Below are 25,246 nucleotides of genomic sequence, written 5' to 3'. Positions count from 1 at the left end.
GCTCAGGGGCGGTGCTGCTCAGGGGCGGGTGCTGCTCGTGCTCGGGTGCGGGGGCGGGCGTGGCTCAGGGCCCGACGGAGTCGCTGTACCGGTCGAACTCCCCGGCCTTCACCCCGCGGACGAACGCGGCCCACTTGCGCGGCGTGGTCCGGACGACGATCTCGGGGCGGTCCGACTCGCGGATCTCCACCAGACCGTCGGCGGCTCTGATCTCGACGCACTCGTTGCTCTCGCCGCTGGACGAGGACTTCCGCCACTCAGTCATGAGAAGTCTTTCAGTAAGGCCCGGATGAAGTCCCGGGACTCGGCCGGCCCGAGGGCGACCGCGGCGGTCTCCTCCTTGATCTGTCGGTACGTCTGCAGTTCGGTGTCGGTGTGCACGAACTTCGGCCCGTTCGAGAGGTCGATCTGCACGGTGTCGAGCTCGGGAACGGGCCCGCGGGCGAGGTAGAGGCTCTCTCCGGACCCGGGAAAGGTGTCGACGCTGAACGGGATGGTCCGGATCTCCACCCCGGGCCGCTCGGAATGCTCCAGCACGCCGAGCAGTTGGTCGCGCAGCACCACCGCCCCGCCGAACTGCATGCGCAGCGCGGATTCGTGGATGTACGCGGCGTACGGCTTCGGACGTTCGGTGAACAGCCGCTGGCGCTGGATCCGGAACGCCGTGCGGGCGTCGGCGTCCGGCTGGGGCATGGGCGGCCGGACCCGTGCGAACACCGCGGAGGCGTACGCCGAGGTCTGCAGCAGTCCGGGGATGAAGGTGGTGTGCAGGATGGCCAGCGACTCGGCGTGGTGCTCCATCTCCGCGATGTCGATGAGCCCGCCGGGCAGCCGGCCGCGGTAGCCGTCCCACCAGTACTTGCGCCGGTCCTGCGTCATCGCGAGCAGCGCGTCGAGGTAGGGGCCGTCGGCGCAGTGGCAGGTGCGGGCCCAGAGCCGGAGCCGGTCGGCGCTGATGCCGGACTTCCCGTTCTCCATCTGCGAGATCTTGGGCAGGTCGGTGCCCAGGGTGGCGGCCAGGCTCTTGGGCGTCACGCCCACGCGTTCGCGCATCTTGCGCAGCTCGATGCCAAGGCGCTGCTGACGCACGGTCGGCGACAAGCGGGGTGGCATGACTCTCTTCTCCGGATCGCGGCTCGGGTCGATGCTTCCGGTGAAGTGTGCCGTGCTTACCCGGCCCTAGCTACTGAAATGGGGGATACCCCACGATGGAGTGAACGTTCTCCCGCTCGGTAGCAAGTCTTGCACCTCGACCCTATGGTCGTTCCCGCGTCAGTCACTGACTTGTTGTGGCCTAAACAGCCGCCAATCAGCCGTAAATACACACCAGATGCATGGTCGGCACGCTCGACATCACCGACCGGAGACTGTCATGCCGCTTCCGCTGCTTCTCACCCCCGCCCACCGCATTCCCGCCACCCGGTGAACGGCCTGCTCGTCGCCGGTTTGTCCGCCCTCCTGCTCGCCGTCCTATTCGTCGGCTGGCTGGTCTGGCTGGTCAACGCCCAACCCCGCGAACCGCGTTCCGTAAAACGCGAGTTCGTCGTCCGCCATTCCTCCGCCGCCGTCGAGAAGAAATAGCGCGCGGCAGCGGTGGCCCCCCGCCGGGAGGGGGGCCACCGGAGGGTGCGGTCAGCCGTCGCCGAAGTGGTCGAATTCGCCGCGCTTCACGCCCTCGATCCAGAGCGCGAACTTCTGCGGGGTGGTGACGATGATCGCGTCGGGGCTCTCGGATTCGCGGACCTCGATCAGCCCCCGTTCGTTGACGGACACCTCCACGGAGTCGCCGCCGTCCCGGGTGCTGCTGGTGGACTTCTGCCACTGCTGGGTCATCGGTTCCCTACTCCCATCGCGGTTCCTGCCTGGCACCCTGGACAACTCCCGGGCGGCCGTTCAGGAACGGGGGCGCACGGGGGGTCGGGCACCGCGCGAAAGGCGCTCGACGAGGCGGATCCGGGCGGCGGGCCACTCGTCGGCGAGCATCGAGAAGTAGGCGGTGTCGCGCCACACGCCGTTGGCGCGCCGCTTCTCGCGGCGGTGGACGCCCTCGTACTGGGCGCCGAGGCGCAGGATCGCGTTGCGGGAGCGCTCGTTGAGCGCGTCCGTCTTCCAGTAGACCCGGCCCATGCCCAGGTCGTCGAAGGCGTGCGAGAGCAGCAGCAGCTTGGCCTCGGTGTTGACGGGCGTGCGCCAGACCGAGCGGGCGTACCAGGTGCCGCCGATCTCGACGACCTCGTCGACGAGCCTGAAGTCGTAGTAGCCGGTGACGCCGACGGCCCTGCCGCTGGGGAGGTCGATCACGGCGAACTTCACCGCCGACCCGGCCGCCACCTCGGCGAGCCGGGCGTCGAGCATCGCGCCCAGTTCCTCCTCGGTCGCGGGCGGGAGGGAGGGGACCCAGCGCCAGACCTCCGGGTCGGGGCCGACGCCGGCCCACAGGTCGGGCAGGTGGTGGCGGCCGAGGGGCTCCAGGCGGACGTGGCGGCCGGTGAGGGTCACGGGCGTGGGCGGCTGTGCGGTCATGCCGGAAAGGTAGCGCCATGCTGCACTAGATGCAATGGATATCTGCACTAGTGCAAAATCGGAGGAGCGGGCAAAGCGAAGGGCCCTGCGGGACGTCCCGCAGGGCCCTCGACCGGATCAGGCTCAGATGAACGAGTTGATCTGGATCGTCTCGTCGCGGCCCGGGCCGACGCCGATGGCGGAGATCGGCGCGCCGGACATCTCCTCCAGCGCCTTCACGTACGCCTGCGCGTTCTTCGGCAGCTCGGCGAAGGTCTTGGCCTTGCTGATGTCCTCGGTCCAGCCCGGCAGCGTCTCGTAGATCGGCTTGGCGTGGTGGAAGTCGGACTGGTTGTACGGGAGTTCCTCGACCCGCTTGCCGTCGATCTCGTACGCGACGCAGACCGGGATCTGCTCCCAGCCGGTGAGCACGTCGAGCTTGGTGAGGAAGAAGTCGGTGAGGCCGTTGACCCGGGTCGCGTAGCGCGCGATGACCGCGTCGAACCAGCCGCAGCGACGGTCACGGCCGGTGGTGACACCGCGCTCGCCGCCGATGCGGCGCAGCGCCTCGCCGTCCTCGTCCAGCAGCTCGGTCGGGAACGGGCCGGAGCCGACGCGGGTGGTGTAGGCCTTGAGGATGCCGATGACCCGGTCGATCTTGGTCGGGCCGATGCCGGCGCCGGTGCAGGCGCCGCCCGAGGTCGGGTTCGACGAGGTCACGAAGGGGTACGTGCCGTGGTCGACGTCGAGCAGGGTGCCCTGGCCGCCCTCCAGCAGGACGACCTTGTTCGCCTTGAGCGCCTGGTCCAGGACGAGGGTGGTGTCGGCGAGGAAGGGCTTGATCTTGTCCGCGTAGCCGAGGTACTCCTCGAGGACCAGCTCGGCCGGGATGGCGCGGCGGTTGTAGAGCTTGACCAGGATCTGGTTCTTGTCGTGCAGCGCCGCCTCGATCTTCTGGCGCAGGATCGACTCGTCGAACAGGTCCTGGACCCGGATGCCGACGCGGTTGATCTTGTCTGCGTAGGTCGGGCCGATGCCGCGGCCGGTGGTGCCGATCCGGCGCTTGCCGAGGAAGCGCTCGGTGACCTTGTCCAGGGTGCGGTGGTACGGCGTGATCAGGTGGGCGTTGCCCGAGATCAGCAGCTTGGAGGTGTCGATGCCACGGTCGTTGAGGCCGCTCAGCTCGGAGAGCAGCACGCCCGGGTCGATGACGACGCCGTTGCCGATGACCGGCGTCACGTTAGGGCTGAGGATGCCGGAGGGGAGAAGGTGCAGGGCGTACTTCTGGTCGCCGATGACCACCGTGTGACCGGCGTTGTTGCCGCCCTGGTAGCGGACGACGTAGTCGACGGAGCCGCCGAGGAGGTCGGTGGCCTTCCCCTTGCCCTCGTCCCCCCACTGAGCGCCAACGAGCACGAGTGCCGGCACAGGCGTACACCCCTTCCGGTTGGGGCATCCTGCGTAGGCCGCAGTCTGCCCCGAGATAGACGAAGCCCCTGGCGCAGTAGCGCAAGGGGCTCTTGCACCGAGAGATTACCTGAGGAAGGACCGGTCGTGTCGTCCCTGTCCACGCCCGCAACCGGCGGCCCCGAGCCGCTCCTGCTGCTCCTCGACCCGGCGGCCCGGCAGACCGACGGCGAGTCGGTGCGGATCGCGAAGGACGTGCTCTGCGGAGGCGCGGACGTCAAGGTGGTCTATCCGGAGAGCCCGTCCGAACTCGACCGGGTGCTTTCGCACCGGGGTCGTCGGCGCCCGGTCGTGATCGGTTCCGACCTGGCCTTGCAGCGGGTGCTCCAAGCCCTGTACCGCCAGCGTGAGCTGGGCGCCGATCCGGTGGGCATGGTTCCGGTCGGCCGGTCGGAGGAGCTGGCCGCGGCCCGCGCGCTCGGGGTGCCGGGGGAGCCGGTCCGGGCCGCGCGGGCGGTGCTGTCGGGTGCGGCGCGCAAGCTCGACCTGCTGGTCGACGACGGCGGCGGGGTGGCGCTGGGAGGGGTGCGGATCACCGGTGCCGGGACGCGGCGTCCGGCGGGCCGTACGGGTGGTTGGCGTTCGCTATGGGCGAAACTGGCTGCGGCCGAGCAGGCGAACGCACTCGCGGCGGACGGCCGGTCCTCCGCCGAGCACAATCCCCGGGTCCGGGTCGAGGCCGACGGCCGGCTGCTCGCGGACGTGCACCGGCCGGTGCGGCTGGTCCAGCTGACCCTGCCGGGCGCCGAGGCGGACGCCGCCGGCGTGCTGGAGGTGGTGATCCGCGCACCCGGCGCCCTGGTGCGGGCCCGGGCGGAGAGCGTCTCGGTGGTCGGGCGCGGCTTCGGCTACGAGGCGGACGGCCACCCCGTCGGTCCGGTCCGCGCCCGCACCTGGACGGTCCACCCGGGCGCCTGGGGCCTGTTGCTGCCCGCCGCGTGACGCCGGGGTGAACCCCGGGTGAGCAGGCTCACTTTCGCCGCCGCCCCGACTCCCGGCCCTCCGCACACGGAACGCCCCAACAGGCGCGAACCACAAGGCCAACCGCCTCCGGCCGGAATTCCCCCCACCCGAAATCCCCACCTGGTAAGGGGTTTTGTCTACGCGCGTTACCGGCCGATCGTCAGACAATCCCGGCCGCCCGGGTTCCGGAAGCCCGTGCCCGCTGCCCTAGACTCGAAGACGTGCCACGTGGTGACGGAAGACTCAACCACGATCTTCTTCCCGGTGAGAAAGGCCCCCAGGACGCTTGCGGCGTCTTCGGTGTCTGGGCTCCCGGCGAGGAGGTCGCCAAGCTCACGTTCTTCGGCCTTTACGCCCTGCAGCACCGCGGTCAGGAATCCGCGGGCATCGCAGTGAGCAACGGCTCCCAGATTCTCGTCTTCAAGGACATGGGGCTTGTCTCCCAGGTCTTCGACGAGGCCTCCCTGGGGTCGTTGCACGGGCATATCGCCGTCGGACACGCCCGCTACTCGACCACCGGGTCCTCGGTCTGGGAGAACGCCCAGCCGACCTTCCGCGCGACCGTGCACGGTTCGCTGGCCCTCGGGCACAACGGAAACCTGGTGAACACCGCCGAACTGGCGGCGATGGTCGCCGAACTGCCCGGTGAGGAGCACGTCTCCCGCTCCGGGCGGAGCGCCGCGACCAACGACACCGACCTGGTGACCGCGCTGCTCGCCGGCCACCCGGACCTCTCCATCGAGGAGACGGCCAAGGTCGTGCTGCCCAAGGTCAAGGGCGCGTTCTCGCTCGTCTTCATGGACGAGCACACCCTCTACGCCGCCCGCGACCCGCAGGGCATCCGCCCGCTGGTGCTCGGCCGGCTGGAGCGCGGCTGGGTGGTCGCCTCCGAGACGGCGGCGCTGGACATCTGCGGCGCCTCGTTCATCCGCGAGGTCGAGCCCGGCGAGCTGATCGCCGTCGACGAGAACGGCATGCGCAGCTCCCGCTTCGCCGAGGCGAAGCCCAAGGGCTGCGTGTTCGAGTACGTCTACCTGGCCCGCCCCGACACCAGCATCGCCGGACGCAACGTGCACCTCTCCCGCGTGGAGATGGGCCGCCGCCTGGCGAAGGAGGCGCCCGTCGAGGCCGACCTGGTGATAGCGACGCCGGAGTCCGGCACCCCCGCCGCGATCGGCTACGCCGAGGCCAGCGGCATCCCGTACGGCTCCGGCCTGGTGAAGAACGCCTACGTGGGCCGCACCTTCATCCAGCCCAGCCAGACCATCCGTCAGCTCGGCATCCGGCTCAAGCTCAACCCGCTGCGCGAGGTCATCGCGGGCAAGCGCCTGGTGGTCGTCGACGACTCGATCGTCCGCGGCAACACCCAGCGCGCGCTGGTGCGGATGCTGCGCGAGGCCGGCGCCGCCGAGGTGCACATCCGGATCTCCTCGCCGCCGGTGAAGTGGCCGTGCTTCTTCGGCATCGACTTCGCCACCCGTGCGGAGCTGATCGCCAACGGGATGACCGTCGAGGAGATCGGCCGCACGCTCGGTGCGGACTCGCTCTCCTACATCTCGATCGACGGCATGATCGAGGCCACCAAGCAGCCCAAGGACAGGCTCTGCCGGGCCTGCTTCGACGGCGAGTACCCGATGGAGCTGCCGGACCCGGCACTGCTCGGCAAGCTCCTGCTGGAGGCCGAGATCAAGGGCAGCCAGCAGCCGCCGGCCGTGCGCGGCAAGCCGACCAGCGGCAGCGACCTGGACGGCGTCCAGTCGCTGCTCGGCGGGGCGGGCGCGGCCGACGCGCTGCGCCGCCCGTAACGAATCCACGGTGGGGTCCCGCGAAACGGGGCCCCACCGCTGTTCCATCCCCCACCAGACCCGAGAGGGCCGCACCGTAGTGACCAGCAACCAGAACGGCGCCACCTACGCCGCAGCCGGCGTCGACATCGAGGCGGGCGACCGCGCCGTCGAGCTCATGAAGCAGTGGGTGAAGAAGGCGAACCGCCCCGAGGTGGTCGGCGGTCTCGGCGGCTTCGCCGGCCTCTTCGACGCGTCCGCCTTCAAGCGCTACGAGCGGCCGCTGCTGGCTTCGGCCACCGACGGCGTGGGGACCAAGGTGGCCATCGCGGCCGCCATGGACAAGCACGACACCATCGGCCACGACCTGGTCGGCATGGTCGTCGACGACCTGGTCGTGTGCGGCGCCGAGCCGCTGTTCATGACCGACTACATCTGCGTCGGCAAGGTCGTGCCGGAGCGGGTCGCCGCGATCGTCAAGGGCATCGCCGAGGGCTGCGCGCTGGCCGGCTGCGCCCTCGTCGGCGGCGAGACCGCCGAGCACCCGGGCCTGCTCGGCCCGGACGAGTACGACGTCGCGGGCGCCGGCACCGGAGTGGTCGAGGCCGACGCGCTGCTCGGCGCCGAGCGCGTGCGGGCCGGCGACGTGGTGATCGCGATGGCGGCCTCGGGCCTGCACTCCAACGGCTACTCGCTGGTGCGCCACGTGCTGCTGAACGAGGCCGGCTGGAAGCTGGACCGCAAGGTCGAGGAGTTCGGCCGCACGCTCGGCGAGGAGCTGCTGGAGCCGACCCGGATCTACTCGCTGGACTGCCTGGCGCTCACCCGCGCCACCGAGATCCACGCCTTCTCGCACGTCACCGGCGGCGGCCTGGCGGCCAACCTGGCCCGGGTCGTCCCGGAGGGCCTGCACGCCCGCCTGGACCGCGGCACCTGGACCCCGCTGCCGGTCTTCCAGACCGTCGCCCAGGTCGGCAAGGTGGCCACCCTGGAGATCGAGAAGACGCTCAACATGGGCGTCGGCATGGTCGCGGTCGTCCCGCCGTCCTCGCTGGAGGCCGTGCTGGCGATCCTGGAGGACCGCGGCGTCGAGGCCTGGCTGCTCGGCGACATCGTCGAGCGCACCGGCGAGCACGAGGCCGGCGCGGCGCTCTACAACGCCTACGAGGGCTTCACCGCGGGCTGAGCCCGGCTGGACGACGAGAGGGCCCCTCCGGCGCACCGGAGGGGCCCTTCCGCGTCCTGCCGCCGGGGGCGGCGACCAACCCGGTACGTCGTCCGGTACGCGGGAACGCCGAAGACCGGCCTGGCGCGCTGGGCGCCTGGGCCGGTCGGCGAAACTACTGGCTACGAGCGGCGAGAGGCCTGCGACGGCCCGGTGCCCGGCTCGGTGTCGTCCTCGTCGTCGAGGTCGGCATAGCGGGCGGCGTACTCGGCATACGGGTCGTCGTCCTCCTCCTCCTCGATCGGCTCCGGGTCGATCGGAGCGGTGGACGGCGATGCGCCCAGCTCGTTGGACAGACGGTTAGCGTCAAACCCGCCGCTGTTGTACTTCAGCTCGCGGGCGACCTTCGTCTGCTTGGCCTTGGCCCGGCCGCGCCCCATGGGTCGACCCCCTCAACGATGGGGCTCACGGCCCCGAGTCTGACACGTGTTCATGATCAGGACCGGCCTGCCCGAATGGGAGGACCGTCCCTTGGAGCATTAACGGTACCTGTTTCCGCCGCTGGACGGTACGTCGTCGGTGTGACGTGGCGCGCACCGACCGCACCCGAGACCAGGTCTTCCCAGGTCAGGGGAGGTTTTGCGGCGGTTTGCGCGCTGTCCGGAGGTGTCTCAGGTCCGTCGTTCCAGGACCGATTATCCCCCCAAGGGGGACCTTGGATCACCCGATCGGGCGCAGAAGTGAGAATCCGGTTCCACATCGTGATGCGCGGGGGACGGCTGGGCCCCTCCCGCCCGGGGGGGCGGGTCACGGGGGTGCGGCCGCCCCCCGCGCATCCGAGGTTCCGGGGGCGCCGGATCAGGCGCGGCGGGCGCCCGGCAGCAGGACCGTGCGCAGCGCGCTGATCTCGCGCATCCGCTTCTCGGCCAGGCGGTCGGCGGCGACCGCCGGCGGGACGCCGTCGGAGGCGGCCCGGGTGAAGATCTCCAGGGTGGTGTCGAAGATCCTGGTGGCCTTGTTCTTGGCCCGGTCGAAGTTGAAGCCCTCGATCTCGTCGGCGACCTGGATCACGCCGCCGGAGTTCACCAGGTAGTCCGGCGCGTAGAGGATGCCGCGGTCCGCGAGGTCCTTCTCGACGCCCGGGTGGGCCAGCTGGTTGTTGGCCGCGCCGCAGACGATCGTGGTGCCGGACTCGCCGAGCGCGGCCACCGTGTCGTCGGTCAGCGCGCCGCCCAGGGCGCAGGGGGCGTAGACGTCCAGCCGGGCCTGCAGCAGGGCGGCGGTGTCGGCGACGACCTCCACCTCCGGGTGGGCCGCGCGGACGCGGTTCAGGGCGGTCTCGGAGACGTCGGTGATGACGACGGTGGCGCCGTCCGCGACGAGGTGGCCGACCAGGTAGTGGCCGACCTTGCCGACGCCCGCGACGCCGACCCGCTTGCCGCGCAGGGTCGGCTGGCCCCAGCGGGCCTGGGCGGTGGCGCGCATGCCCTGGAAGACGCCGAAGGCGGTCAGGATGGACGAGTCGCCGGCGCCGCCGTGCTCGGGCGAGCGGCCCGTCACGAACTGCGTCTCGCGCGCGATGACGTCCATGTCCTGCACGTAGGTGCCCACGTCGCAGGCGGTGATGTAGCGGCCGCGCAGGGACTCCACGAAGCGGCCGTAGGCGCGGAGCATCGCCTCGTTCTTGTCCTTGTCGGGGTCGCCGATGATGACGGCCTTGCCGCCGCCGAGGTCGAGCCCGGCCAGCGCGTTCTTGTAGGACATGCCGCGGGACAGGTTGAGCGCGTCCTCCAGGGCCGCCTCCTCGGAGGCGTACGGGAAGAAGCGGGTGCCGCCGAGGGCCGGGCCCAGCGCGGTGGAGTGGATGGCGATGATCGCCTTGAGCCCGGAGCTGCGGTCGTGGCAGAGGACGACCTGCTCGTGGCCGTCGCCGGGGGCGCCGTCCTGCTCGGTGCGGAAGATCCTGCTGAGCACTCCGGGTGCGGGGTGCGTGGCGGATGTCTGTACGTCGGTCACTGTGGTGACTCCAGTATCGAAGGCCCGCCTGCTGTGGTGCGGGCGCCTAGGGCGAAGCGTAGTCGTGGGAGCGTCGCCGATCCGCCCTCTTGTCCGAGCTTGTCCCCGCGGTCCGAGGGATGAGACGCCGGGGGTGCGCGGTGCGGGCGCGAACGGGTTCGGGGGCGCGCCCTCCCGGGGCCGGTCGGCGCGTGCGACCATGCAGGACGTGACCGTCGTGCGCACCTCGGTACTGCCGCCCTACGCCGCCCACCTGCGGGTCTACGAGCCGCTGGCCGCCTACCCGGAGTCCGAGCGGGCGCGCTGGCAGGCCTACGCGGCGCAGCGCGGTCCGGACGCCGTCGAGGCGGCGCAGCCGGTGGCCGAGGCCGTCCTGGAGGAGCAGCGGGAGGCGCTGGCGGAGCTGGCCGCCCGGACGCCCAGGGCGCTGCCCGAGCGGGAGAGCGGGCGGGCCTACCTGCGGGTGGTGGACGGCGTGCTGTACGTCTGCCCGTGGGCGACCAGGCTGCGCAGCTGGCAGGCGCTGGAGGAGCTGCGGGCGGCCGCGCCGGTGGCGCTGCTGGACACCGCGGTGCCGCCGGTGGCCCGGGCGGCGGCGGAGGCGGACCGGGAGCGCTGGCGGGCCGGCCATCCGGACGCCCGGCCGTGGATCCTGACCAGCCGGTGGGAGGTGCCGGTGCGCTGGTTCCTGCCGTTCGGGGACGAGGACCGCTGCTTCGTGCCGGCGCAGGAGCGGGGCAAGCCGGGGCGGGCGGCGGCGCTGTTCTACCTGGTGCCGATGGCGCAGGCGCGCCGCCGGGTGGCCCGGGCCTTCCGGGCGCTGCGTGAAGAGGTGCCGGACGGGGAACTGGTCCGGGGGGCGGAGCAGATCGGGCGGTGGCTGGAGGAATTCCATCCGCGCTCGCTGGTGGAGCTGGACTACGGGGGGCTGGTGCATTTGCTGGGGCCGGAGAGGCTGTTGGCGGACCGTTCGGCGGGCGAGCTGGAGGAGGGGCTCCGCGCGCTGCGGGCGGGGGACACCGAGGAGGCGCTGCGCGCGTACGGGGAACTGACGGCGCGCTGGCGGAGGGTGCTGGCGCTGCGGTACGCGAACTGACGTCCGACCAGCCGTGTATGACTGTAAGAGTCCTATGGCCCGAGCTGGATGACCAAGGTCCTGGTTCGGGTCAATAGCTGTCGAACGTGACACTACTCACCGTTGACGCGAACTTACCCCTATGTGCAAAAATGGGACAACCAGCCCAACTTCACGCGGGCATGCCCACTTTTGGGTGGTTCTGGAGTCGATGCGTGCTTTGCGGGGAAACAGGGGGTCTGGTCCCCTCGTAACCAGGCGTCACGGCCGTGTGACTGCCCGTTATGGGGTGGTCCATCGCCATCCGTCGCTCTTGAACCCGTGAGGGGTCAATTTTGGCGGTTTGGTCGATAGGGCTGGACGGATGGTGTAGTTGTAGACACCAGGACAAGCCGTTCGTCCTATAACCGACTCGGCCCGTCTATGCCATTTCGGGCATCGCGGGCCAAGGTGCAGAATTTGAAGGATAGAACCGCCCTGGTTCGGTTCTCCCGAGGAGGCCGCTCATGACCGCTCGTACCCCTGATGCTGAGCCCCTGCTGACGCCGGCAGAGGTCGCCACCATGTTCCGCGTGGACCCGAAGACGGTCACTCGTTGGGCCAAGGCGGGCAAGCTGACGTCCATTCGCACGCTCGGCGGTCACCGCCGTTACCGCGAGGCGGAGGTGCGCGCTCTGCTGGCCGGGATTCCCGCTCAGCGCACTGAGGCCTGATAGGCCAAAGGCTCTTTAAAGGGGCCGCTTACCGGACTCCGCCGGGTCCGGTAAGCGGCCCCTTTGCCATGCCCGCCCGCGGTGCCCGGGTACTCGGCACAACGTACGGAATGCTGAACTCCGGATAACGATTTGATGCGCATGATGCGGGGGGGATTTACAGTTAATGGCTGTACAATTTTACATATTAAATTAGTGAGGTCTTGATGGGGGTGGTACGGGGGTGCTCTCGGGAAAAGATAAGTGACGACCGTCACACCGTCTGTCACTTGTGGTCCGGACCTGGTCCGGGATAAACACCGGACGCCCAAAAGCGAGAGGCCCGGAACCTGACGGTTCCGGGCCTCTCGCACTGCGGCGATCCCGACGGGACTTGAACCCGCGACCTCCACCTTGACAGGGTGGCGAGCTAACCAACTGCTCCACGGGACCAGAGTTTTCTGATCTCGTTCACTCGCTTGCCGCGCTGCGAACAAGACAGACTGTAGCCCATGGTGGGCCCCCAGGTCGAACTGGCACCTGAGGGCCCCCGAGGAGGACGCCGCCCAGCTCAGAGCGTGGCCCTGGCGGCCTCCATCGCCTTGGTGATCCGCTTCTCCGACACCGGGCTCGGCGTGCCCAGCGACTGGGCGAAGAAGCTGACCCGCAACTCCTCGATCATCCAGCGGATCGCCAGCACCTCCGCGGACGGCTGCCGGCCGGCCGGCACCGCCGCCAGCAGCTCCCCGTACTCCCGCTGCACCTGCTGGACCTTCAGCAGCTGCTGGGCGTCCCGCTGCGGGTGGTTGGGCAGCGCCTCCAGCCGGCGGTCCACCGCCAGCAGGTAGCGCTTGAGGTCCGGCAGCCGCTGCCAGCCGGTGGCCGTGACGAAGCCCGGGTGCACCAGGGAGGCCAGGTGCAGCCGGACGTCGTTCACCGCGTTCAGCAGCACCGGGCTGCTCACCGACTTCAGCCGGGTCGAGGCCTTGTGGAAGGCGATCAGCGCGGTGGCCGTCTTCAGCGTGGTGTCCGCGGACAGGTCGTACAGGTCCGCCCGCACCTTGTCGTGCAGCGTGCCGAAGGCCGCCTCGTCCCAGGCCGGTCCGCCGGCCAGGGTCATCAGCCGGTCCGTCGCACAGGCCACCACGTCCTCGAAGAGGGCGTTCACCGAGCCGTGCGGGTTGTGCGAGAGCGCCAGCTTCGCCTGGTTGCCCAGCCGGCCCTGGATCGACTTGGCCGGGGAGGTGGTGGTCAGCATCAGCAGCCGGCGGGTGCCCTCCCACATCGACTGCGTCTGCGCCTGCGGGGTGTCGAACAGCTTCACGCCGACCGACGCCCCCTCGTCCACCAGGGCCGGGTAGGCGCGCAGCGAGTGGCCGCGCGAGCGCTGCTCGAAGGTGCGCTGGAGCACGGGCAGGCCGCCCGGCCAGGCGGTCAGCCCGCCCTGCTCGATGCCCTGGCCGGAGGCCGCCGAGGACAGCGTCTCCTTGAGCTTCGGCTTGAGCCGCAGCCGCAGCTCCTCCAGGTCCTTGGACTCGGCGAGCTTGCGGCGGCCGTCCACCACCCGGAAGGTCACCTTGAGGTGGTCCGGCACCCGCTCGTCGTCCCAGGCCTCCGGCGGCACGGTGATGGCCGTCAGGCGCTTGAGGGCGTGCTCCAGGGACGGCAGCAGCGGCTCCTGGCGGTCCTTCACCGCGCGCAGCGCCGCCTTCGCGAAGTCCGGCGCCGGCACGAAGTTGCGCCGGATCGCCTTCGGCAGCGACTTGATGTACGCGGTGACCAGCTCCGTCCGCAGGCCCGGGATCTGCCAGTCGAAGCCCTCCGCGGTGACCTGGTTGAGCACCGGCAGCGGGATGTGGACGGTCACGCCGTCCGCGTCGCTGCCCGGCTCGAACTGGTAGGTCAGCTGGAAGCGCAGCTTGCCCTGCTGCCAGTGGTCCGGGTAGTCGGCCTCCGTGACGCCGTCCGCGGAGTCGTTGATCAGCATCGACTTCTCGAAGTTGAGCAGGTCCGGCTGCTCGTGCCGGGCCTTCTTCCACCAGGAGTCGAAGTGCCGGGTGGAGACCACGTCCTCCGGCAGCCGGGCGTCGTAGAACTCGAACAGGGTCTGGTCGTCGACCATGATGTCCCGGCGCCGGGCCCGGTTCTCCAGCTCCTCGACCTCGCCGAGCAGCTTGCGGTTCTCGGCGAAGAACCGGTGGTGGGTCTCCCAGTCGCCCTCGACCAGCGCGTTGCGGATGAACAGCTCGCGGCACAGCTCCGGGTCGATCCGGCCGTAGTTGACCTTGCGCTGGGTGACGACCGGCATCCCGTAGAGCGTCACCCGCTCGTACGCCAGGACGGCTCCGGCCTTCTTCTCCCAGTGCGGCTCGCTGTACGTCCGCTTGATCAGGTGGCCGGCCAGCGGCTCCACCCACTCCGGCTCGATCTTGGCGTTGATCCGCGCCCACAGCCGGGACGTCTCCACCAGCTCGGCCGACATCACCCAGCGCGGCGGCTTCTTGAACAGGCCCGAGCCCGGGAACACCGCGAACCGGGCGCCGCGCGCGCCGCCGTACTCGCGCTTCTCCACGTCGAACAGGCCGATGTGGGAGAGCAGGCCGGCCAGCAGCGACTGGTGGATCCGGTCGGCGTCCGGCTCGGCGTCCTCGTGCGGCTCCTCGATGGTGACGCCCAACTGCTTGGCGACCGTGCGCAGCTGGGTGTAGATGTCCTGCCACTCCCGTATCCGCAGGTAGTTGAGGAACTCCGCCTTGCACATCCGGCGGAAGGCCGAGGAGGACAGCTCGCGCTGCTGCTCCCGGACGTAGCGCCACATCGCCAGGTAGGACAGGAAGTCGGAGGTCTCCGAGTTGAACCGGCGGTGCCGCTCGTCGGCGGCCTGGCGCTTCTCGGCGGGGCGCTCGCGCGGGTCCTGGATGGACAGCGCGGCGGCGATCACCATCACGTCGCGCACGCAGCCGTTCTTGTCGGCCTCCAGCACCATCCGGGCCATCCGCGGGTCCACCGGGAGCTGGGCCAGCTGGCGGCCGAGCGCGGTGAGGCGCTTGCGCGGGTCCTTCTCGTCCGGGTCCAGCGCGCCCAGCTCGTGCAGCAGGTGCACGCCGTCCTTGATGTTGCGGGAGTCCGGCGGGTCCAGGAACGGGAAGGCGGCGATGTCGCCGAGGCCCGCCGCCGTCATCTGCAGGATCACCGAGGCCAGGTTGGTGCGCAGGATCTCGGCGTCGGTGAACTCGGGGCGGGAGAGGAAGTCCTCCTCCGAGTACAGCCGGATGCAGATGCCGTCGGAGGTGCGGCCGCAGCGGCCCTTGCGCTGGTTGGCGCTGGCCTGGCTGATCGCCTCGATCGGCAGCCGCTGCACCTTGGTGCGGTGGCTGTAGCGGGAGATCCGGGCGGTGCCCGGGTCGATCACGTACTTGATGCCGGGGACGGTGAGGCTGGTCTCGGCGACGTTGGTGGCGAGGACGATCCGGCGGCTGCCGGAGCGCTGGAACACCCGGTGCTGCTCGGCCGAGCTCAGCCGGGCGTACAGCGGCAGGATCTCGGTGGACTTGAGTTTCAGCTTGTCCAGGGCGTCGGCGGTGTCGCGGATCTCGCGCTCGCCGGAGAGGAAGACCAGGATGTCGCCCGGGCCCTCGGCCTGGAGTTCCTGGGCCGCTTCGCAGATCGCCTGGATCTGGTCCCGGTCGCGGTCGGCGTCCGTCGCGTCGTCGTCCTCGTCCAGGTCGTCGACGACCGGGCGGTACCGGACCTCCACCGGGTAGGTGCGGCCGGAGACCTCGATGATCGGGGCGTCGTCGAAGTGCCGGGCGAAGCGCTGCGGGTCGATGGTCGCGGAGGTGATCACGACCTTGAGGTCCGGGCGGCGCGGGAGCAGCTGCTTGACGTAGCCGAGGATGAAGTCGATGTTGAGGCTGCGTTCGTGCGCCTCGTCGATGATCAGGGTGTCGTACTGGAGCAGTTCGCGGTCGGTCTGGATCTCCGCGAGCAGGATGCCGTCCGTCATCAGCTTGACCAGGGTGTCCTGGCCGACCTGGTCGGTGAACCGGACCTTCCAGCCGACCGCCTCGCCCAGCGGGCTGCGCAACTCCTCCGCGACCCGCTCGGCGACCGTACGGGCGGCGATCCGGCGCGGCTGGGTGTGGCCGACCAGACCGCGCACGCCGCGGCCCAGCTCCAGACAGATCTTCGGGATCTGGGTGGTCTTGCCGGAGCCGGTCTCACCCGCGACGATCACCACCTGGTGGTCCCGGATGGCCGCCAGGATCTCGTCCTTCTTCTGGCTGACCGGCAGCTCGGCGGGATAGCTGATCGGCGGGACGGCACCTCTGCGCTGCTCGACCAGCAGCTCGGCGCGGTCGATGTCGGCGGCGATCTGGGCGGCGACCTTCTGCCGGGCCTCGGGCTTGCGGACCCGACGGGCCCCCTCCAGTCGGCGCCCGATCCGCACCTGGTCGCGCAGGGTCAGCTCGGGCAGGCGGGCGGCCAGCTCACCGATACCGGGACCCTCGGCGGGTGCGGGGGCGGACTGGACTGCGGGAGAACTCACTGCGGGCATCCCTCTAGGTTCGCAAGGAGGCACGGCGGCGCGCACCTCGGTTTTCGAGCCTCTCCAGTGTCACAGCCCCCGGCGGCCGAGCGCGAACGGCGGGCCCGGGTGCCGGTGACGTCGGGCCGGGCGGCTCCGGGCCGGGCCGGGCAACGGTTCGCGGCGGTTTCGGGCTCTGGGGGTTGAGGAGGTGCTCATGGGAGCCCAGAAGACCGCGAGGGACGAGGAGTTCCGCGCGTTCACCGGCAGCGCGTGGACGCGGCTGCTCAGGACGGCGTACCTGCTCGCGGGGGACCGGCACACCGCCGAGGACCTGGTCCAGCAGGCCCTGGAGCGGGCGTACGTCGCCTGGGGCCGGGTCCGGGCGGCCGACGACCCGCACGCCTACGTGCGCCGGATCCTGATCAACGAGCACGCCCGCCGGTTCCGCCGCCGAGCGGCCGAGGAACTGGTCACCGCCGTCCCCGACCGGGCCGCACCCGAGGGCCCCGACGGCTACGCGCGGCTGGACGAACGGGCTGCGCTGCTCACGGCCCTCGGCACGCTGCCGCCCCGGCAGCGGCAGGCCGTCGTGCTGCGGTACTGGGAGGACCTCACCGAGACCCAGACCGCCGCGGCGATGGGCTGCTCGGTCGGGACGGTGAAGAGCCAGGCGGCCAGGGGCCTGGCCAAGCTGCGGGAGGCCTCCTCACTCAACGGGCTGGCGAGCATCGGAGGCGGAAGATGAGCAACGAGGACACCGGCGGCGGCGTGGGCGGCGTGGGCGGCATGGGTGGCGTGGGCGGCGAGGACATGGCCGGGGTGGGGTCTGAGGCCTCGGCGGCGCGCGTCCTGGGCGAGCTGGCCGGAAGCGTCGAGATCGGGGCCGTCCCGTACGACCGGCTGGTCGCCGGGGGACGGCGCCGGCTGCGGCGCCGGCGGCTGCTGACCAGCGCGGCGGTGGCGGCGCTGGTCGCGGCGGCCGTCGTCGGGGGGACGGCACTCGGCGGGCTCGGGCGGGGGCGGGGGCCGGGCGACGCGGCCGACGCGGGGGTGGTGGTGGCGGACGCCCGGACCGTCACCACCGCCGAGGCCGCCGCGGGCACCGCAGGCACCGCGGGCACCGCCGCGACACCGACCGCTCCCGAGCGGGATCCGTTCACCCCGGTCCGGGTCGTGGTCGGCCAGGGCACCACGAACGGCAGGCAGTGGCAGGCGTGGGCCGCGTTCTGGCCGGCGGCCGCCACCAAGGAGGACGCCCTCCGGCAGGCCCGGCTGATCTGGGCGGACCGGCACGCGGCCATCCCGCAACTGCCGGAGACCACCAGGGCGGACATCGACCGGAGCTGGCGCCCGGACGTGGACCTGGTGAACCTCTACGCCACCGTGGACGGGCAGCGCCAGGTCGACGACGCGATGCACGACACCCCCGCCCCGGGGGCGCCGGACGGGGCGATCATCGACCGGGCCACCTCCGGAGGGGGGACGATGCTCGGGCTCAAGGGCGGGGAGCTGGGCGCCTCACCGGTGGTGATCGCCGGGGTCCGGCCCCAGGTCGCGAAGGTCGTGGTCACCTGGGACACCGGCGGCGTCAGCGCGTCGGTGCCGGTCGCCCTCGGGGACTCCCCGACGCACTGGTACGCGATCGCCAAGAAGCCGGGCGCCCAGGCCCGCACCTTCACGTACTACGCGGCGGACGGCTCGGTGCTGGGCACCGACGCCAGCTGGTTCCGCTCCTACTGAACCCGCCCGGCCCTGCGCCGGCCCCGGCGCCGCCCGCGCGGCCGGCCCACCTCCCCCTCGGGCCACCCCGCCCGAGGGGGAGCCGCCCGGGATCAGCAGGGCAGCAGGTCGCCGGTGACCAGCTCGAACCCGAAGGGCTCCGGAACGGCGGAAGCCCCGCAGCGATCACGCTGCGGGGCTTCCGATCTGTGGCCAGGGCCGGGGTCGAACCGGCGACCTTCCGCTTTTCAGGCGGACGCTCGTACCAACTGAGCTACCTGGCCGTACTGCACCGTCTCTTGCGAGACGAGCGATCCCGACGGGACTTGAACCCGCGACCTCCACCTTGACAGGGTGGCGAGCTAACCAACTGCTCCACGGGACCTTGTAGTGGTTTCCCACCAAGGTCTTGCGGCACTGCTTTTTACTACGGTACTGCGTGCCCCCAACGGGATTCGAACCCGTGCTACCGCCTTGAAAGGGCGGCGTCCTGGGCCACTAGACGATGAGGGCTTGCGGCCTGTCCCGCTGTTTCCAGCGTTCGGGGACGTCGAGAAGCATATGGGATGTAGGGCGGATCGCCAAAACGGGTTTCGGCCGGGTGGGTGGGGGCCGCCCGGGGGCCGCTTGGAGCGGGGGTCAGGACCAGCCGAGCTCGTCGAGTTCGTGGTCGTCGAAGCCGAAGTGGTGGGCGACCTCGTGGATGACCGTGGTGCGGACTTCGGCGACGACCTGGTCGTGGGTCTCGCAGTGCCGGAGGGTGGGGCCGCGGTAGATGAGGATCCGGTCGGGCAGGACGCCCGCGTACCACTCGCCGCGCTCGGTGAGCGGGGTGCCCTCGTAGAGGCCGAGGAGTTCCGGGTCGGCGGGGTCGGGCTCGTCCTCGACGAAGACGGCGACGTTGTCCATCATGGCCGCGAGCTGCGGGGGAATCTGGTCGAGGGCGTCGCTGACCAGCGTCTCGAACTCTTCCCGGGTCATCTCCACCGGTTCATTGTCGGGTCTGGAGTGACGCTGTGCCAGACGGCGGGAGCCGGTGTTTGATGGGGTTATGGCGACCTCGGACGGCACGGTGGACGGCCCGGCGCGGACCCGGCCGGTGGGCGAAGGGACGGCCGCCCGGAGAAGGCCGCCGGTGTGGCGCGGACAGGGGCCGGCCGTGGCCGTGATCGCGGTGGGCGGGGCGATCGGGTCGCTGGCCCGGTACGGCGCCGGGCTGGCCTGGACGAACGGGCCGACGGCGTTCCCGTGGACGACGCTGCTGATCAACGTGGTCGGGTGCGCGGTGATCGGGGTGTTCCTGGTGGTGATCACCGAGGGGCGTCCGGCGCACCCGCTGCTGCGGCCGTTCTTCGGCACCGGGGTGCTGGGCGGCTTCACCACCTTCTCGACGTACGCGGTGGACATCCGGCGGCTGGTGGAGGAGGGGCGGCTCGGGCTCGGGCTGGCGTACCTGGGGCTGACGCTGCTGGGCGCGCTCGGCGCGGTGTGGGCGGCGGCCGCACTGACGCGCCGTCTGATCGCCCGTGGGGGCGGGGGCGTGCGGTGAGCAGGTTGAGCGGGCCGGCGCTGCGGCTGACCGTGCTGGTGGGGGAGAACGACCGCTGGCACCACCGGCCGCTGTACAGCGAGATCGTGCACCGGGCGCGGGCGGCGGGGCTGGCCGGGGCGAGCGTGTTCCGGGGGATCGAGGGGTTCGGGGCGTCGTCGCTGGTGCACACGGCGCGGCTGCTGTCGCTGAGCGAGGACCTGCCGGTGGCGGTGGTGATCGTGGACGAGGAGGAGCGGGTGCGGGCGTTCCTGCCGCAGTTGGACGGGCTGGTGGCGGAGGGTCTGGTGCTGCTGGACCGCTGCGAAGTGGTCAGGTACGTGGGGCGGGAAGGGGCTTCGGGGTGAACTGGCTGCTGGTGATGGCGGGCGCGGTGGTCGGCGCGCCGCTGCGGTACCTGACGGACCGGGCGGTGCAGGCCCGGCACGACTCGGTGTTCCCCTGGGGGACGTTCGCGGTGAACGTGGTCGGCTGCCTGGTGCTCGGCCTGGTGACCGGGGCGGTGGCGGCGGGGGCCGCGTCCCCGCACGTCCAGGCGCTGCTGGGGACGGGGCTGTGCGGGGCGCTGACCACGTACTCGACCTTCTCGTACGAGACGCTGCGGCTGGTCGAGACCGGGGCGGGGCGGTACGCGCTGGCGAACGTGGCGGGCAGCGTGGTGGCGGGGCTGGCCGCGGTGTACGCGGGGGCGGGGCTGGCCTCGGCGTTCTGGGGCTGAGCGGGCCGCCTGCCCGTCCGTCCGTCCGCCTGCCCGTCCGTCTGCTCGTCTGCCGGTTCGGCGGGCCGTGGCGGATGCGGCCCGGGCGCTTCCTGGCGCGCTGCCCGTGTCCCGTCGGGGCGGGCGCGCGTTGGGCACCGAAAAGCGGCCGCGCGAGCAGTGGGCGGCCCGGGTGGGGCGGTGGAGAGGGAGCTCGGTGGCTTCGGTGCGGGCGGTTCGGGCGGTGGTGCGTACGGCTTCGGTGCTGGCGGTGGCCGGGCTGGGGTTGACGGGGTGCATGTCGGTCGGTCCCGAGGCGGAGGTGAAGCACGGGGTGGCGCCGGTCGGGCAGGTCGGTCCGGCGGGCAAGCCGGGGGCGACGAGCGGGCCGTCGGCCTCGCCGAGCGGCGCGCATCCGGGGATCGCGTCCGGGCGCCCGGAGCGTGCGGGGGGCTTGCTGGGCGAGAACGCGCCGGCCGGGGTGACGGCTACGGTGGCGGGCGAGGTGGCATCCGGCGCGAACGGCGCGGCAGCCGGCGTGGTCCCGGTGCCGGGGGCGCCCGCCGTGGACGCCGCGCCGGCCGGCACCGGCGCGAACGGTTCGGCGGGGGGCGTGAGCGTCAGCCCCGCGCCCCGGCCGGGCGGCGGTGCGTCGGCCGGCACCGGTGGTGCGGCGGGCACCGGGGGCGCGGGCGGGGCGAGCGGGGCGGGCGGCACCGGTGAGGGCCGCTCCGGCGGCACGGCGGGCACGCCGACGGCCACGCCGAGCAGCCACCCCTCGACGTCCCCCGAGCCCGAGCACAGCTCACCCGCCGCGACCGTCCCACCGACCCCGGAGCCCTCGGCCGGCAACTCCGGTTCCTCGGCCCCGAGCCCGCATGCGGGTGGGCATTAGCGGGCTGGCCAGGGCATTTGCCTCTGATCCCGAGGTTCGTCTATGGTGGTAGATCGTTCGTTTGATTCATTTGACTGGCGCCCTATTCCCATCTGGCGCCCTTGGCGCGTTCCGGCGATCCGTGGCTGACCGCATAGAGGCGGTTGTGAAACAGAACCCCCGGACTTTGGCGCGTGCCACTTCCGGAAGGTTTTACATGTCTCTCGTTGACGACGCCCGCTTCGCCATGCCCGCGAGCGAGGCCGCCGCCGATGTCACCGACACCGCCGACACCCTCACCGACGCCGTCGAGGCCGTCGAGCCCACCGACGCCGACGTCGAGCTGAACGCCGACGCCGCCGAGGCCGAGGTCGAGGAGGCCGAGGAGGCCGCCGAGCCCACCATCACCTTCGGCGACCTGGGCCTGCACGACGACGTCGTGCGCGCCCTCGCCAAGCGCGGTGTCACCACCCCGTTCCCGATCCAGGCCGCGACCATCCCGGACGCCCTGGCCGGCAAGGACGTGCTGGGCCGTGGCCGTACCGGCTCCGGCAAGACCCTCAGCTTCGGCCTGCCGCTGCTGACCCGCCTCGCCGACGGCGAGCGCACCAAGCCCAAGCACCCGCGCGGCCTGATCCTCGTCCCGACCCGCGAGCTGGCCATGCAGGTGGCCGACGCCCTGGAGCCGTTCGGCTCGGTGCTCGGCCTCAAGCTCAAGGTCGTCTGCGGCGGCACCTCGATGTCGAACCAGATCTACGCGCTGGAGCGCGGCGTCGACATCCTGGTCGCCACCCCCGGCCGTCTGCGCGACCTGCTGAACCGCGGCAGCGCCAAGCTGGCCGACGTCCGGACCGTCGTGCTCGACGAGGCCGACCAGATGGCCGACATGGGCTTCCTGCCCGAGGTCACCGAGATCCTCGACCAGGTGCCGGCCGGTGGCCAGCGCCTGCTGTTCTCCGCCACCCTGGAGAACGAGATCGACACCCTGGTCAAGCGCTACCTGAAGAACCCGGTCACCCACGAGGTCGACCCGTCGGCCGGCGCGGTCACCACCATGACCCACCACATCCTCGTGGTGAAGCCCAAGGACAAGGCGCCGATCACCAACGCGATCGCCGCCCGCAAGGGCCGCACGATCATCTTCGTCCGCACCCAGATGGGCGCCGACCGCGTCGCCGAGCAGCTCATCGAGGCCGGCGTGAAGGCCGACGCGCTGCACGGCGGGATGACCCAGGGCGCCCGTACCCGCGTCCTCGGCGACTTCAAGGACGGCTACGTCAACGTCGTCGTCGCCACCGACGTCGCCGCCCGCGGCATCCACGTCGACGGCATCGACCTGGTCCTCAACGTGGACCCGGCCGGCGACCACAAGGACTACCTGCACCGCTCCGGCCGCACCGCCCGGGCCGGGCGCTCCGGCGCCGTCGTCACCCTGGTGCTGCCGCACCAGCGCCGTGGCGTCTTCCGTCTGATGGAGGACGCGGGCGTCGACGCCTCGCGCCACATCCTCGACCACGCCTTCGACGCCGAGGTCGCCAAGATCACCGGCGCCCGTTCGCTGATCGAGGTCCAGGCCGAGAGCGCGGCCGGCATCGCCGGTGCCGCCGAGCGCGAGCTCGCCGACATGACCCGCCAGCTGGAGCGTGCGCAGCGCCGCACCACCGAGCTGCGCGAGGAGGCCGACCGCCTGGCCGCGCGTGCCGCGCGCGAGCGGGCCGAGCTGGGCATCGAGGACGAGGCCCCGGCCGCCGAGGCGGGCGACGAGGCCGCTGCGGAGACCCCGGCCGCCGAGGTGCCGGCTCAGGCCGCCGCGCCGCAGGCCGAGGAGCGCACGCCGTCGTACCGCGAGGCGCGCACCGAGCGTCCGGCCTTCGGCCGCGACCGTGACCGCGACGACCGTGGTGGCCGCTCCGGTGGCTTCAACCGTGACCGTGACGACCGTGGTGGCCGTTCCTTCGGTGACCGCGACGACCGTGGCGGCCGCTCCGGTGGCTTCAACCGTGACCGCGACGACCGTGGCGGCCGCTCCGGCGGTTTCAACCGTGACCGTGACGACCGTGGTGGCCGTTCCTTCGGTGACCGCGACGACCGTGGCGGCCGCTCCGGTGGCTTCAACCGTGACCGCGACGACCGTGGCGGCCGTTCCTTCGGTGACCGCGACGACCGCGGCGCCCGCTCGGGCGGTTTCAACCGTGACCGCGACGACCGTGGCGGCCGTTCCTTCGGCGACCGTCCGGCCCGTACCGGTGGTGGCTTCGACCGCGACCGTTCCGGTGGCTTCAACCGTGACCGCGACGACCGCGGCGGCCGCTCCTTCGGCGACCGTCCGGCCCGCACCTTCGGTGACCGCCCGTCCTTCGGCCGGGACCGCGACGAGCGCGGCGGCAGCAACAACCGTCCGTTCGCGCGTCGTGACGACCACCGCTCCGGCGGCCGTCCGCAGGCCTCCGGTGGTGGCTTCGGCCGCGACCGTGACGACCGTGGCGGCGCCCGCTCGGGTGGCTTCGACCGCGACCGCTCCGGTGGCTTCAACCGCGACGACCGCAAGCCGCGCTGGAAGAACTGACGCCGTACGGCCGGTGGTTGACCACCGGTAGCTGAACACCTGAACACACACGACGGGCCCGCTCCACGCGCTGGAGCGGGCCCGTCGCGTTCCCCCGATGACCCCGATGACCCCGATGCCCCCGGGCACCTCCCCCGGTACCCCTCGGGCCCCCGAGGTGTTGTTCTGCGGCTGAGAATAACCTGTGGCGCGGTACGGCGGAAGTCCCGTAGCGTCCCGGACATGAGCAGCAGACTGCACGACGTGGCCCGGGTGAACGAGGAGATCGCCGAGCGGGGGAGCTACCGGGCGGCCGGTGGCGAACTCGTCACGGTGGGGGAGCAGTTGGCGGCCGCCAGGGCCGGCACGGTGTCGTACGCGCCGCCGGAGCTGGACGCGCTGCTGCGGGGCGGGGGCCCGGGGCCCGGGCCGGGTCGGCCCGGTGGGCCCGTCGGGGCGGTGGAGGTGACGGCCGAAGGCAGCATCGAGGCCGCCCGGCGCCTGGTCGAGGGCGGGGCGGGCCCGGTCGGGGTGCTCAACTTCGCCTCCGCGCGCAACCCCGGTGGCGGCTACCTGCGCGGCGCCCGCGCCCAGGAGGAGGACCTGTGCCGCAGCGCGCTGCTCTACACCTGCCTGCTGGAGGCGCCCGACTACTACGAGGCGCACCGCGCCTCCACCGACCTCCGGTACAGCCACCGGGTGATCGTCTCGCCCGGCGTACCGGTGATCCGCGGCCGGGGCGGGGACCTGCTGGCGCGGCCGTACCCGGTCACCTTCCTGACCTCGCCCGCGCCCAACGCGGGCCAGCTGGAACGGCGCTCGGCCGCCGTGGACGTCCGGGGTGTGCTCGCCGAGCGGGCCGTCCGGGTGCTCGCGGCGGCGGCCCGGCACGAGGTCCGCACGCTGGTGCTCGGGGCCTGGGGCTGCGGGGTGTTCCGCAACGACCCGGCCCAGGTCGCCGAGGCCTTCGAGGGCGCGCTCTCCCGGTACGGGGCGGCCTTCGAACGGGTGGTGTTCGCGGTCTGGGACCGCTCACCGGTCTCGGCGAACCGGGCCGCGTTCGAGGCGCGGTTCGGCGGGGCGGCGCAGCCCGGCACGGCGGTGCGCTGAGGCCGCCGCCGGGTGGCGCCTGCCGGGTGTCGCCGTCGAGGCCGGTGAGCGGGCCGGCGCGCGGCTCGCGCCGGGTGCTGCTGCTACCGCTTGCGGGCGGCCAGCGCCGTCGCGGCCGTCGAGGCCGCCGCGACCACACCGGTGACGGCGAAGACCGACGGCCAGGCGCCGATCTTCTTCGCCAGCGGATGCGAGCCGCCGAACGCCGCCACGTACAGACCGGTCAGCGCCGCCGCGGTGGCCGTGCCCGAGCTGCGGTGCCACTGCGCGGCCGCCCCGGCACCGGCCACCGCCAGTACGGCGCCGCCCAGTTCGCGCCGGCCGCTCCAGCGGGCGACGCCGTAACCGCCCACCAGGCCGCTCGCCGCGGTCAGCGCGGCGGGCGCGGCGGCCGAGAGCACGTTGGGGACCTTCGCCATCGTCGACTCCACTCGTAGAGGTTGTCCTGACTTCCTGTTCCGGCTTCCGACCATAGCCCGCCCGCCCCGCGCGCCGGTCCGGGCCTCCGGACTCCAGCAGGCCGCAGTCCCCTCCGCCGCCCTCTCCGCCGCCCTCTC

General features: G+C 72.0%; 24 protein-coding genes and 4 tRNA genes. 14 read left to right on the top strand and 14 right to left on the bottom strand.

What is annotated here, in order from left to right; translation table 11 throughout:
• Positions 1 to 64 precede the first annotated feature (64 nt).
• Entirely contained in the window at positions 65 to 265 is a 201-nt protein-coding gene (locus OG556_RS16775; protein WP_063348346.1) for a DUF397 domain-containing protein, read from the bottom strand.
• Positions 262 to 1,113, bottom strand: coding sequence for a helix-turn-helix domain-containing protein (locus OG556_RS16770; protein ID WP_371517742.1), 852 nt, complete (start codon positions 1,111 to 1,113; stop codon positions 262 to 264). Before OG556_RS16770 ends, OG556_RS16775 begins: the two co-directional genes overlap by 4 nt.
• A gap of 309 nt (positions 1,114 to 1,422) precedes the next feature.
• On the opposite strand from OG556_RS16770, the gene OG556_RS16765 reads away from it, so the two are divergent.
• Positions 1,423 to 1,581 carry a hypothetical protein gene (locus OG556_RS16765; RefSeq protein WP_350880619.1) on the top strand — a complete coding sequence of 53 codons (159 nt, stop codon included), beginning with the start codon at positions 1,423 to 1,425 and terminating at the stop codon, positions 1,579 to 1,581.
• A 51-nt stretch (positions 1,582 to 1,632) separates the two neighbouring features.
• On the opposite strand, the gene OG556_RS16760 is transcribed toward OG556_RS16765, so the two are convergent.
• The 3 genes from OG556_RS16760 to OG556_RS16750 form a co-directional block, all read right to left on the bottom strand.
• Entirely contained in the window at positions 1,633 to 1,833 is a 201-nt protein-coding gene (locus tag OG556_RS16760) for a DUF397 domain-containing protein (protein ID WP_350880617.1), read from the bottom strand.
• A 60-nt stretch (positions 1,834 to 1,893) separates the two neighbouring features.
• A complete protein-coding gene (locus OG556_RS16755) occupies positions 1,894 to 2,523 on the bottom strand; it encodes a GNAT family N-acetyltransferase (protein ID WP_371517741.1) in 630 nt (209 codons plus the stop codon).
• A 123-nt stretch (positions 2,524 to 2,646) separates the two neighbouring features.
• Positions 2,647 to 3,930 (bottom strand): adenylosuccinate synthase, encoded by a 1,284-nt coding sequence (locus tag OG556_RS16750; RefSeq protein ID WP_371517739.1) that lies wholly within the window; start codon positions 3,928 to 3,930, stop codon positions 2,647 to 2,649.
• A 126-nt stretch (positions 3,931 to 4,056) separates the two neighbouring features.
• Here OG556_RS16750 and OG556_RS16745 point away from each other — a divergent pair, with 126 nt between their 5' ends.
• The 3 genes from OG556_RS16745 to purM all read left to right on the top strand — a co-directional run bounded on the left by OG556_RS16745 (position 4,057) and on the right by purM (position 7,902).
• Positions 4,057 to 4,911 carry a diacylglycerol kinase gene (locus OG556_RS16745; RefSeq protein WP_363621220.1) on the top strand — a complete coding sequence of 285 codons (855 nt, stop codon included), beginning with the start codon at positions 4,057 to 4,059 and terminating at the stop codon, positions 4,909 to 4,911.
• Positions 4,912 to 5,153: 242 nt separating this feature from the next.
• Positions 5,154 to 6,737 (top strand): amidophosphoribosyltransferase, encoded by a 1,584-nt coding sequence (gene purF, locus OG556_RS16740; RefSeq protein WP_350880611.1) that lies wholly within the window; start codon positions 5,154 to 5,156, stop codon positions 6,735 to 6,737.
• 79 nt (positions 6,738 to 6,816) lie between these two features.
• Positions 6,817 to 7,902 carry a phosphoribosylformylglycinamidine cyclo-ligase gene (gene purM, locus OG556_RS16735; protein WP_371517738.1) on the top strand — a complete coding sequence of 362 codons (1,086 nt, stop codon included), beginning with the start codon at positions 6,817 to 6,819 and terminating at the stop codon, positions 7,900 to 7,902.
• Between the two features lie 161 nt (positions 7,903 to 8,063).
• On the opposite strand, the gene OG556_RS16730 is transcribed toward purM, so the two are convergent.
• A complete protein-coding gene (locus OG556_RS16730; RefSeq protein WP_063348338.1) occupies positions 8,064 to 8,321 on the bottom strand; it encodes a DUF3073 domain-containing protein in 258 nt (85 codons plus the stop codon).
• Positions 8,322 to 8,739: 418 nt separating this feature from the next.
• Positions 8,740 to 9,897 (bottom strand): Glu/Leu/Phe/Val dehydrogenase dimerization domain-containing protein, encoded by a 1,158-nt coding sequence (locus OG556_RS16725; RefSeq protein WP_371517737.1) that lies wholly within the window; start codon positions 9,895 to 9,897, stop codon positions 8,740 to 8,742.
• Between the two features lie 199 nt (positions 9,898 to 10,096).
• On the opposite strand from OG556_RS16725, the gene OG556_RS16720 reads away from it, so the two are divergent.
• Positions 10,097 to 10,993 (top strand): hypothetical protein, encoded by an 897-nt coding sequence (locus OG556_RS16720; protein ID WP_371517736.1) that lies wholly within the window; start codon positions 10,097 to 10,099, stop codon positions 10,991 to 10,993.
• A gap of 485 nt (positions 10,994 to 11,478) precedes the next feature.
• Positions 11,479 to 11,685, top strand: coding sequence for a developmental transcriptional regulator BldC (bldC, locus tag OG556_RS16715; protein ID WP_014137253.1), 207 nt, complete (start codon positions 11,479 to 11,481; stop codon positions 11,683 to 11,685).
• 358 nt (positions 11,686 to 12,043) lie between these two features.
• Here the strand turns inward: bldC and OG556_RS16710 are convergent.
• Positions 12,044 to 12,117 (bottom strand) — tRNA-Asp (locus OG556_RS16710).
• Between the two features lie 118 nt (positions 12,118 to 12,235).
• Entirely contained in the window at positions 12,236 to 16,222 is a 3,987-nt protein-coding gene (hrpA, locus tag OG556_RS16705; protein ID WP_371517735.1) for an ATP-dependent RNA helicase HrpA, read from the bottom strand.
• A gap of 187 nt (positions 16,223 to 16,409) precedes the next feature.
• Between hrpA and OG556_RS16700 the strand changes: the two genes are divergently transcribed.
• Both OG556_RS16700 and OG556_RS16695 read left to right on the top strand, forming a co-directional pair.
• Complete coding sequence (locus tag OG556_RS16700) at positions 16,410 to 16,940, top strand: SigE family RNA polymerase sigma factor (RefSeq protein ID WP_350880600.1); 531 nt, start codon at positions 16,410 to 16,412, stop codon at positions 16,938 to 16,940.
• Positions 16,937 to 17,935, top strand: a complete 999-nt coding sequence (locus tag OG556_RS16695) for a hypothetical protein (protein ID WP_371517734.1) — start codon at positions 16,937 to 16,939, stop codon at positions 17,933 to 17,935. The genes OG556_RS16700 and OG556_RS16695 overlap by 4 nt, the downstream gene beginning before the upstream one ends.
• Positions 17,936 to 18,124: 189 nt before the next feature.
• Here OG556_RS16695 and OG556_RS16690 read toward each other — a convergent pair.
• The 4 genes from OG556_RS16690 to OG556_RS16675 all read right to left on the bottom strand — a co-directional run bounded on the left by OG556_RS16690 (position 18,125) and on the right by OG556_RS16675 (position 18,895).
• Positions 18,125 to 18,198, bottom strand: a tRNA-Phe gene (locus OG556_RS16690).
• 27 nt (positions 18,199 to 18,225) lie between these two features.
• Positions 18,226 to 18,299: transfer RNA gene (locus OG556_RS16685), tRNA-Asp, on the bottom strand.
• Positions 18,300 to 18,354: 55 nt separating this feature from the next.
• Positions 18,355 to 18,427 (bottom strand) — tRNA-Glu (locus OG556_RS16680).
• A gap of 126 nt (positions 18,428 to 18,553) precedes the next feature.
• On the bottom strand, positions 18,554 to 18,895 hold the full coding sequence (locus tag OG556_RS16675; RefSeq protein WP_350880588.1) for a metallopeptidase family protein: 342 nt from the start codon (positions 18,893 to 18,895) through the stop codon (positions 18,554 to 18,556).
• A gap of 70 nt (positions 18,896 to 18,965) precedes the next feature.
• On the opposite strand from OG556_RS16675, the gene crcB (OG556_RS16670) reads away from it, so the two are divergent.
• The 6 genes from crcB (OG556_RS16670) to OG556_RS16645 all read left to right on the top strand — a co-directional run bounded on the left by crcB (OG556_RS16670) (position 18,966) and on the right by OG556_RS16645 (position 24,689).
• Positions 18,966 to 19,463 carry a fluoride efflux transporter CrcB gene (crcB, locus tag OG556_RS16670; protein WP_371517733.1) on the top strand — a complete coding sequence of 166 codons (498 nt, stop codon included), beginning with the start codon at positions 18,966 to 18,968 and terminating at the stop codon, positions 19,461 to 19,463.
• Entirely contained in the window at positions 19,460 to 19,810 is a 351-nt protein-coding gene (locus OG556_RS16665; RefSeq protein WP_063348329.1) for a DUF190 domain-containing protein, read from the top strand. The genes crcB (OG556_RS16670) and OG556_RS16665 overlap by 4 nt, the downstream gene beginning before the upstream one ends.
• Complete coding sequence (crcB, locus tag OG556_RS16660; RefSeq protein ID WP_371517732.1) at positions 19,807 to 20,181, top strand: fluoride efflux transporter CrcB; 375 nt, start codon at positions 19,807 to 19,809, stop codon at positions 20,179 to 20,181. Before OG556_RS16665 ends, crcB (OG556_RS16660) begins: the two co-directional genes overlap by 4 nt.
• A gap of 196 nt (positions 20,182 to 20,377) precedes the next feature.
• The gene (locus OG556_RS16655; protein WP_371517731.1) at positions 20,378 to 21,055 is read left to right on the top strand and encodes a hypothetical protein; all 678 of its coding nucleotides are present in this window, start codon (positions 20,378 to 20,380) and stop codon (positions 21,053 to 21,055) included.
• A gap of 196 nt (positions 21,056 to 21,251) precedes the next feature.
• Positions 21,252 to 23,600 carry a DEAD/DEAH box helicase gene (locus tag OG556_RS16650; protein ID WP_371517730.1) on the top strand — a complete coding sequence of 783 codons (2,349 nt, stop codon included), beginning with the start codon at positions 21,252 to 21,254 and terminating at the stop codon, positions 23,598 to 23,600.
• Positions 23,601 to 23,822: 222 nt separating this feature from the next.
• On the top strand, positions 23,823 to 24,689 hold the full coding sequence (locus OG556_RS16645) for a TIGR02452 family protein (RefSeq protein ID WP_371517729.1): 867 nt from the start codon (positions 23,823 to 23,825) through the stop codon (positions 24,687 to 24,689).
• An 83-nt stretch (positions 24,690 to 24,772) separates the two neighbouring features.
• Here the strand turns inward: OG556_RS16645 and OG556_RS16640 are convergent, their stop codons facing one another.
• Positions 24,773 to 25,108, bottom strand: coding sequence for a hypothetical protein (locus OG556_RS16640; RefSeq protein ID WP_371517728.1), 336 nt, complete (start codon positions 25,106 to 25,108; stop codon positions 24,773 to 24,775).
• Between the last annotated feature and the right edge of the window lie 138 nt (positions 25,109 to 25,246).

This window comes from Kitasatospora sp. NBC_01300, from assembly GCF_041435235.1.
Lineage (GTDB): Bacteria > Actinomycetota > Actinomycetes > Streptomycetales > Streptomycetaceae > Kitasatospora.
The sequence above is the reverse complement of the archived record's forward strand: the minus strand, read 5'-3'. Positions and strand labels throughout refer to the sequence as shown.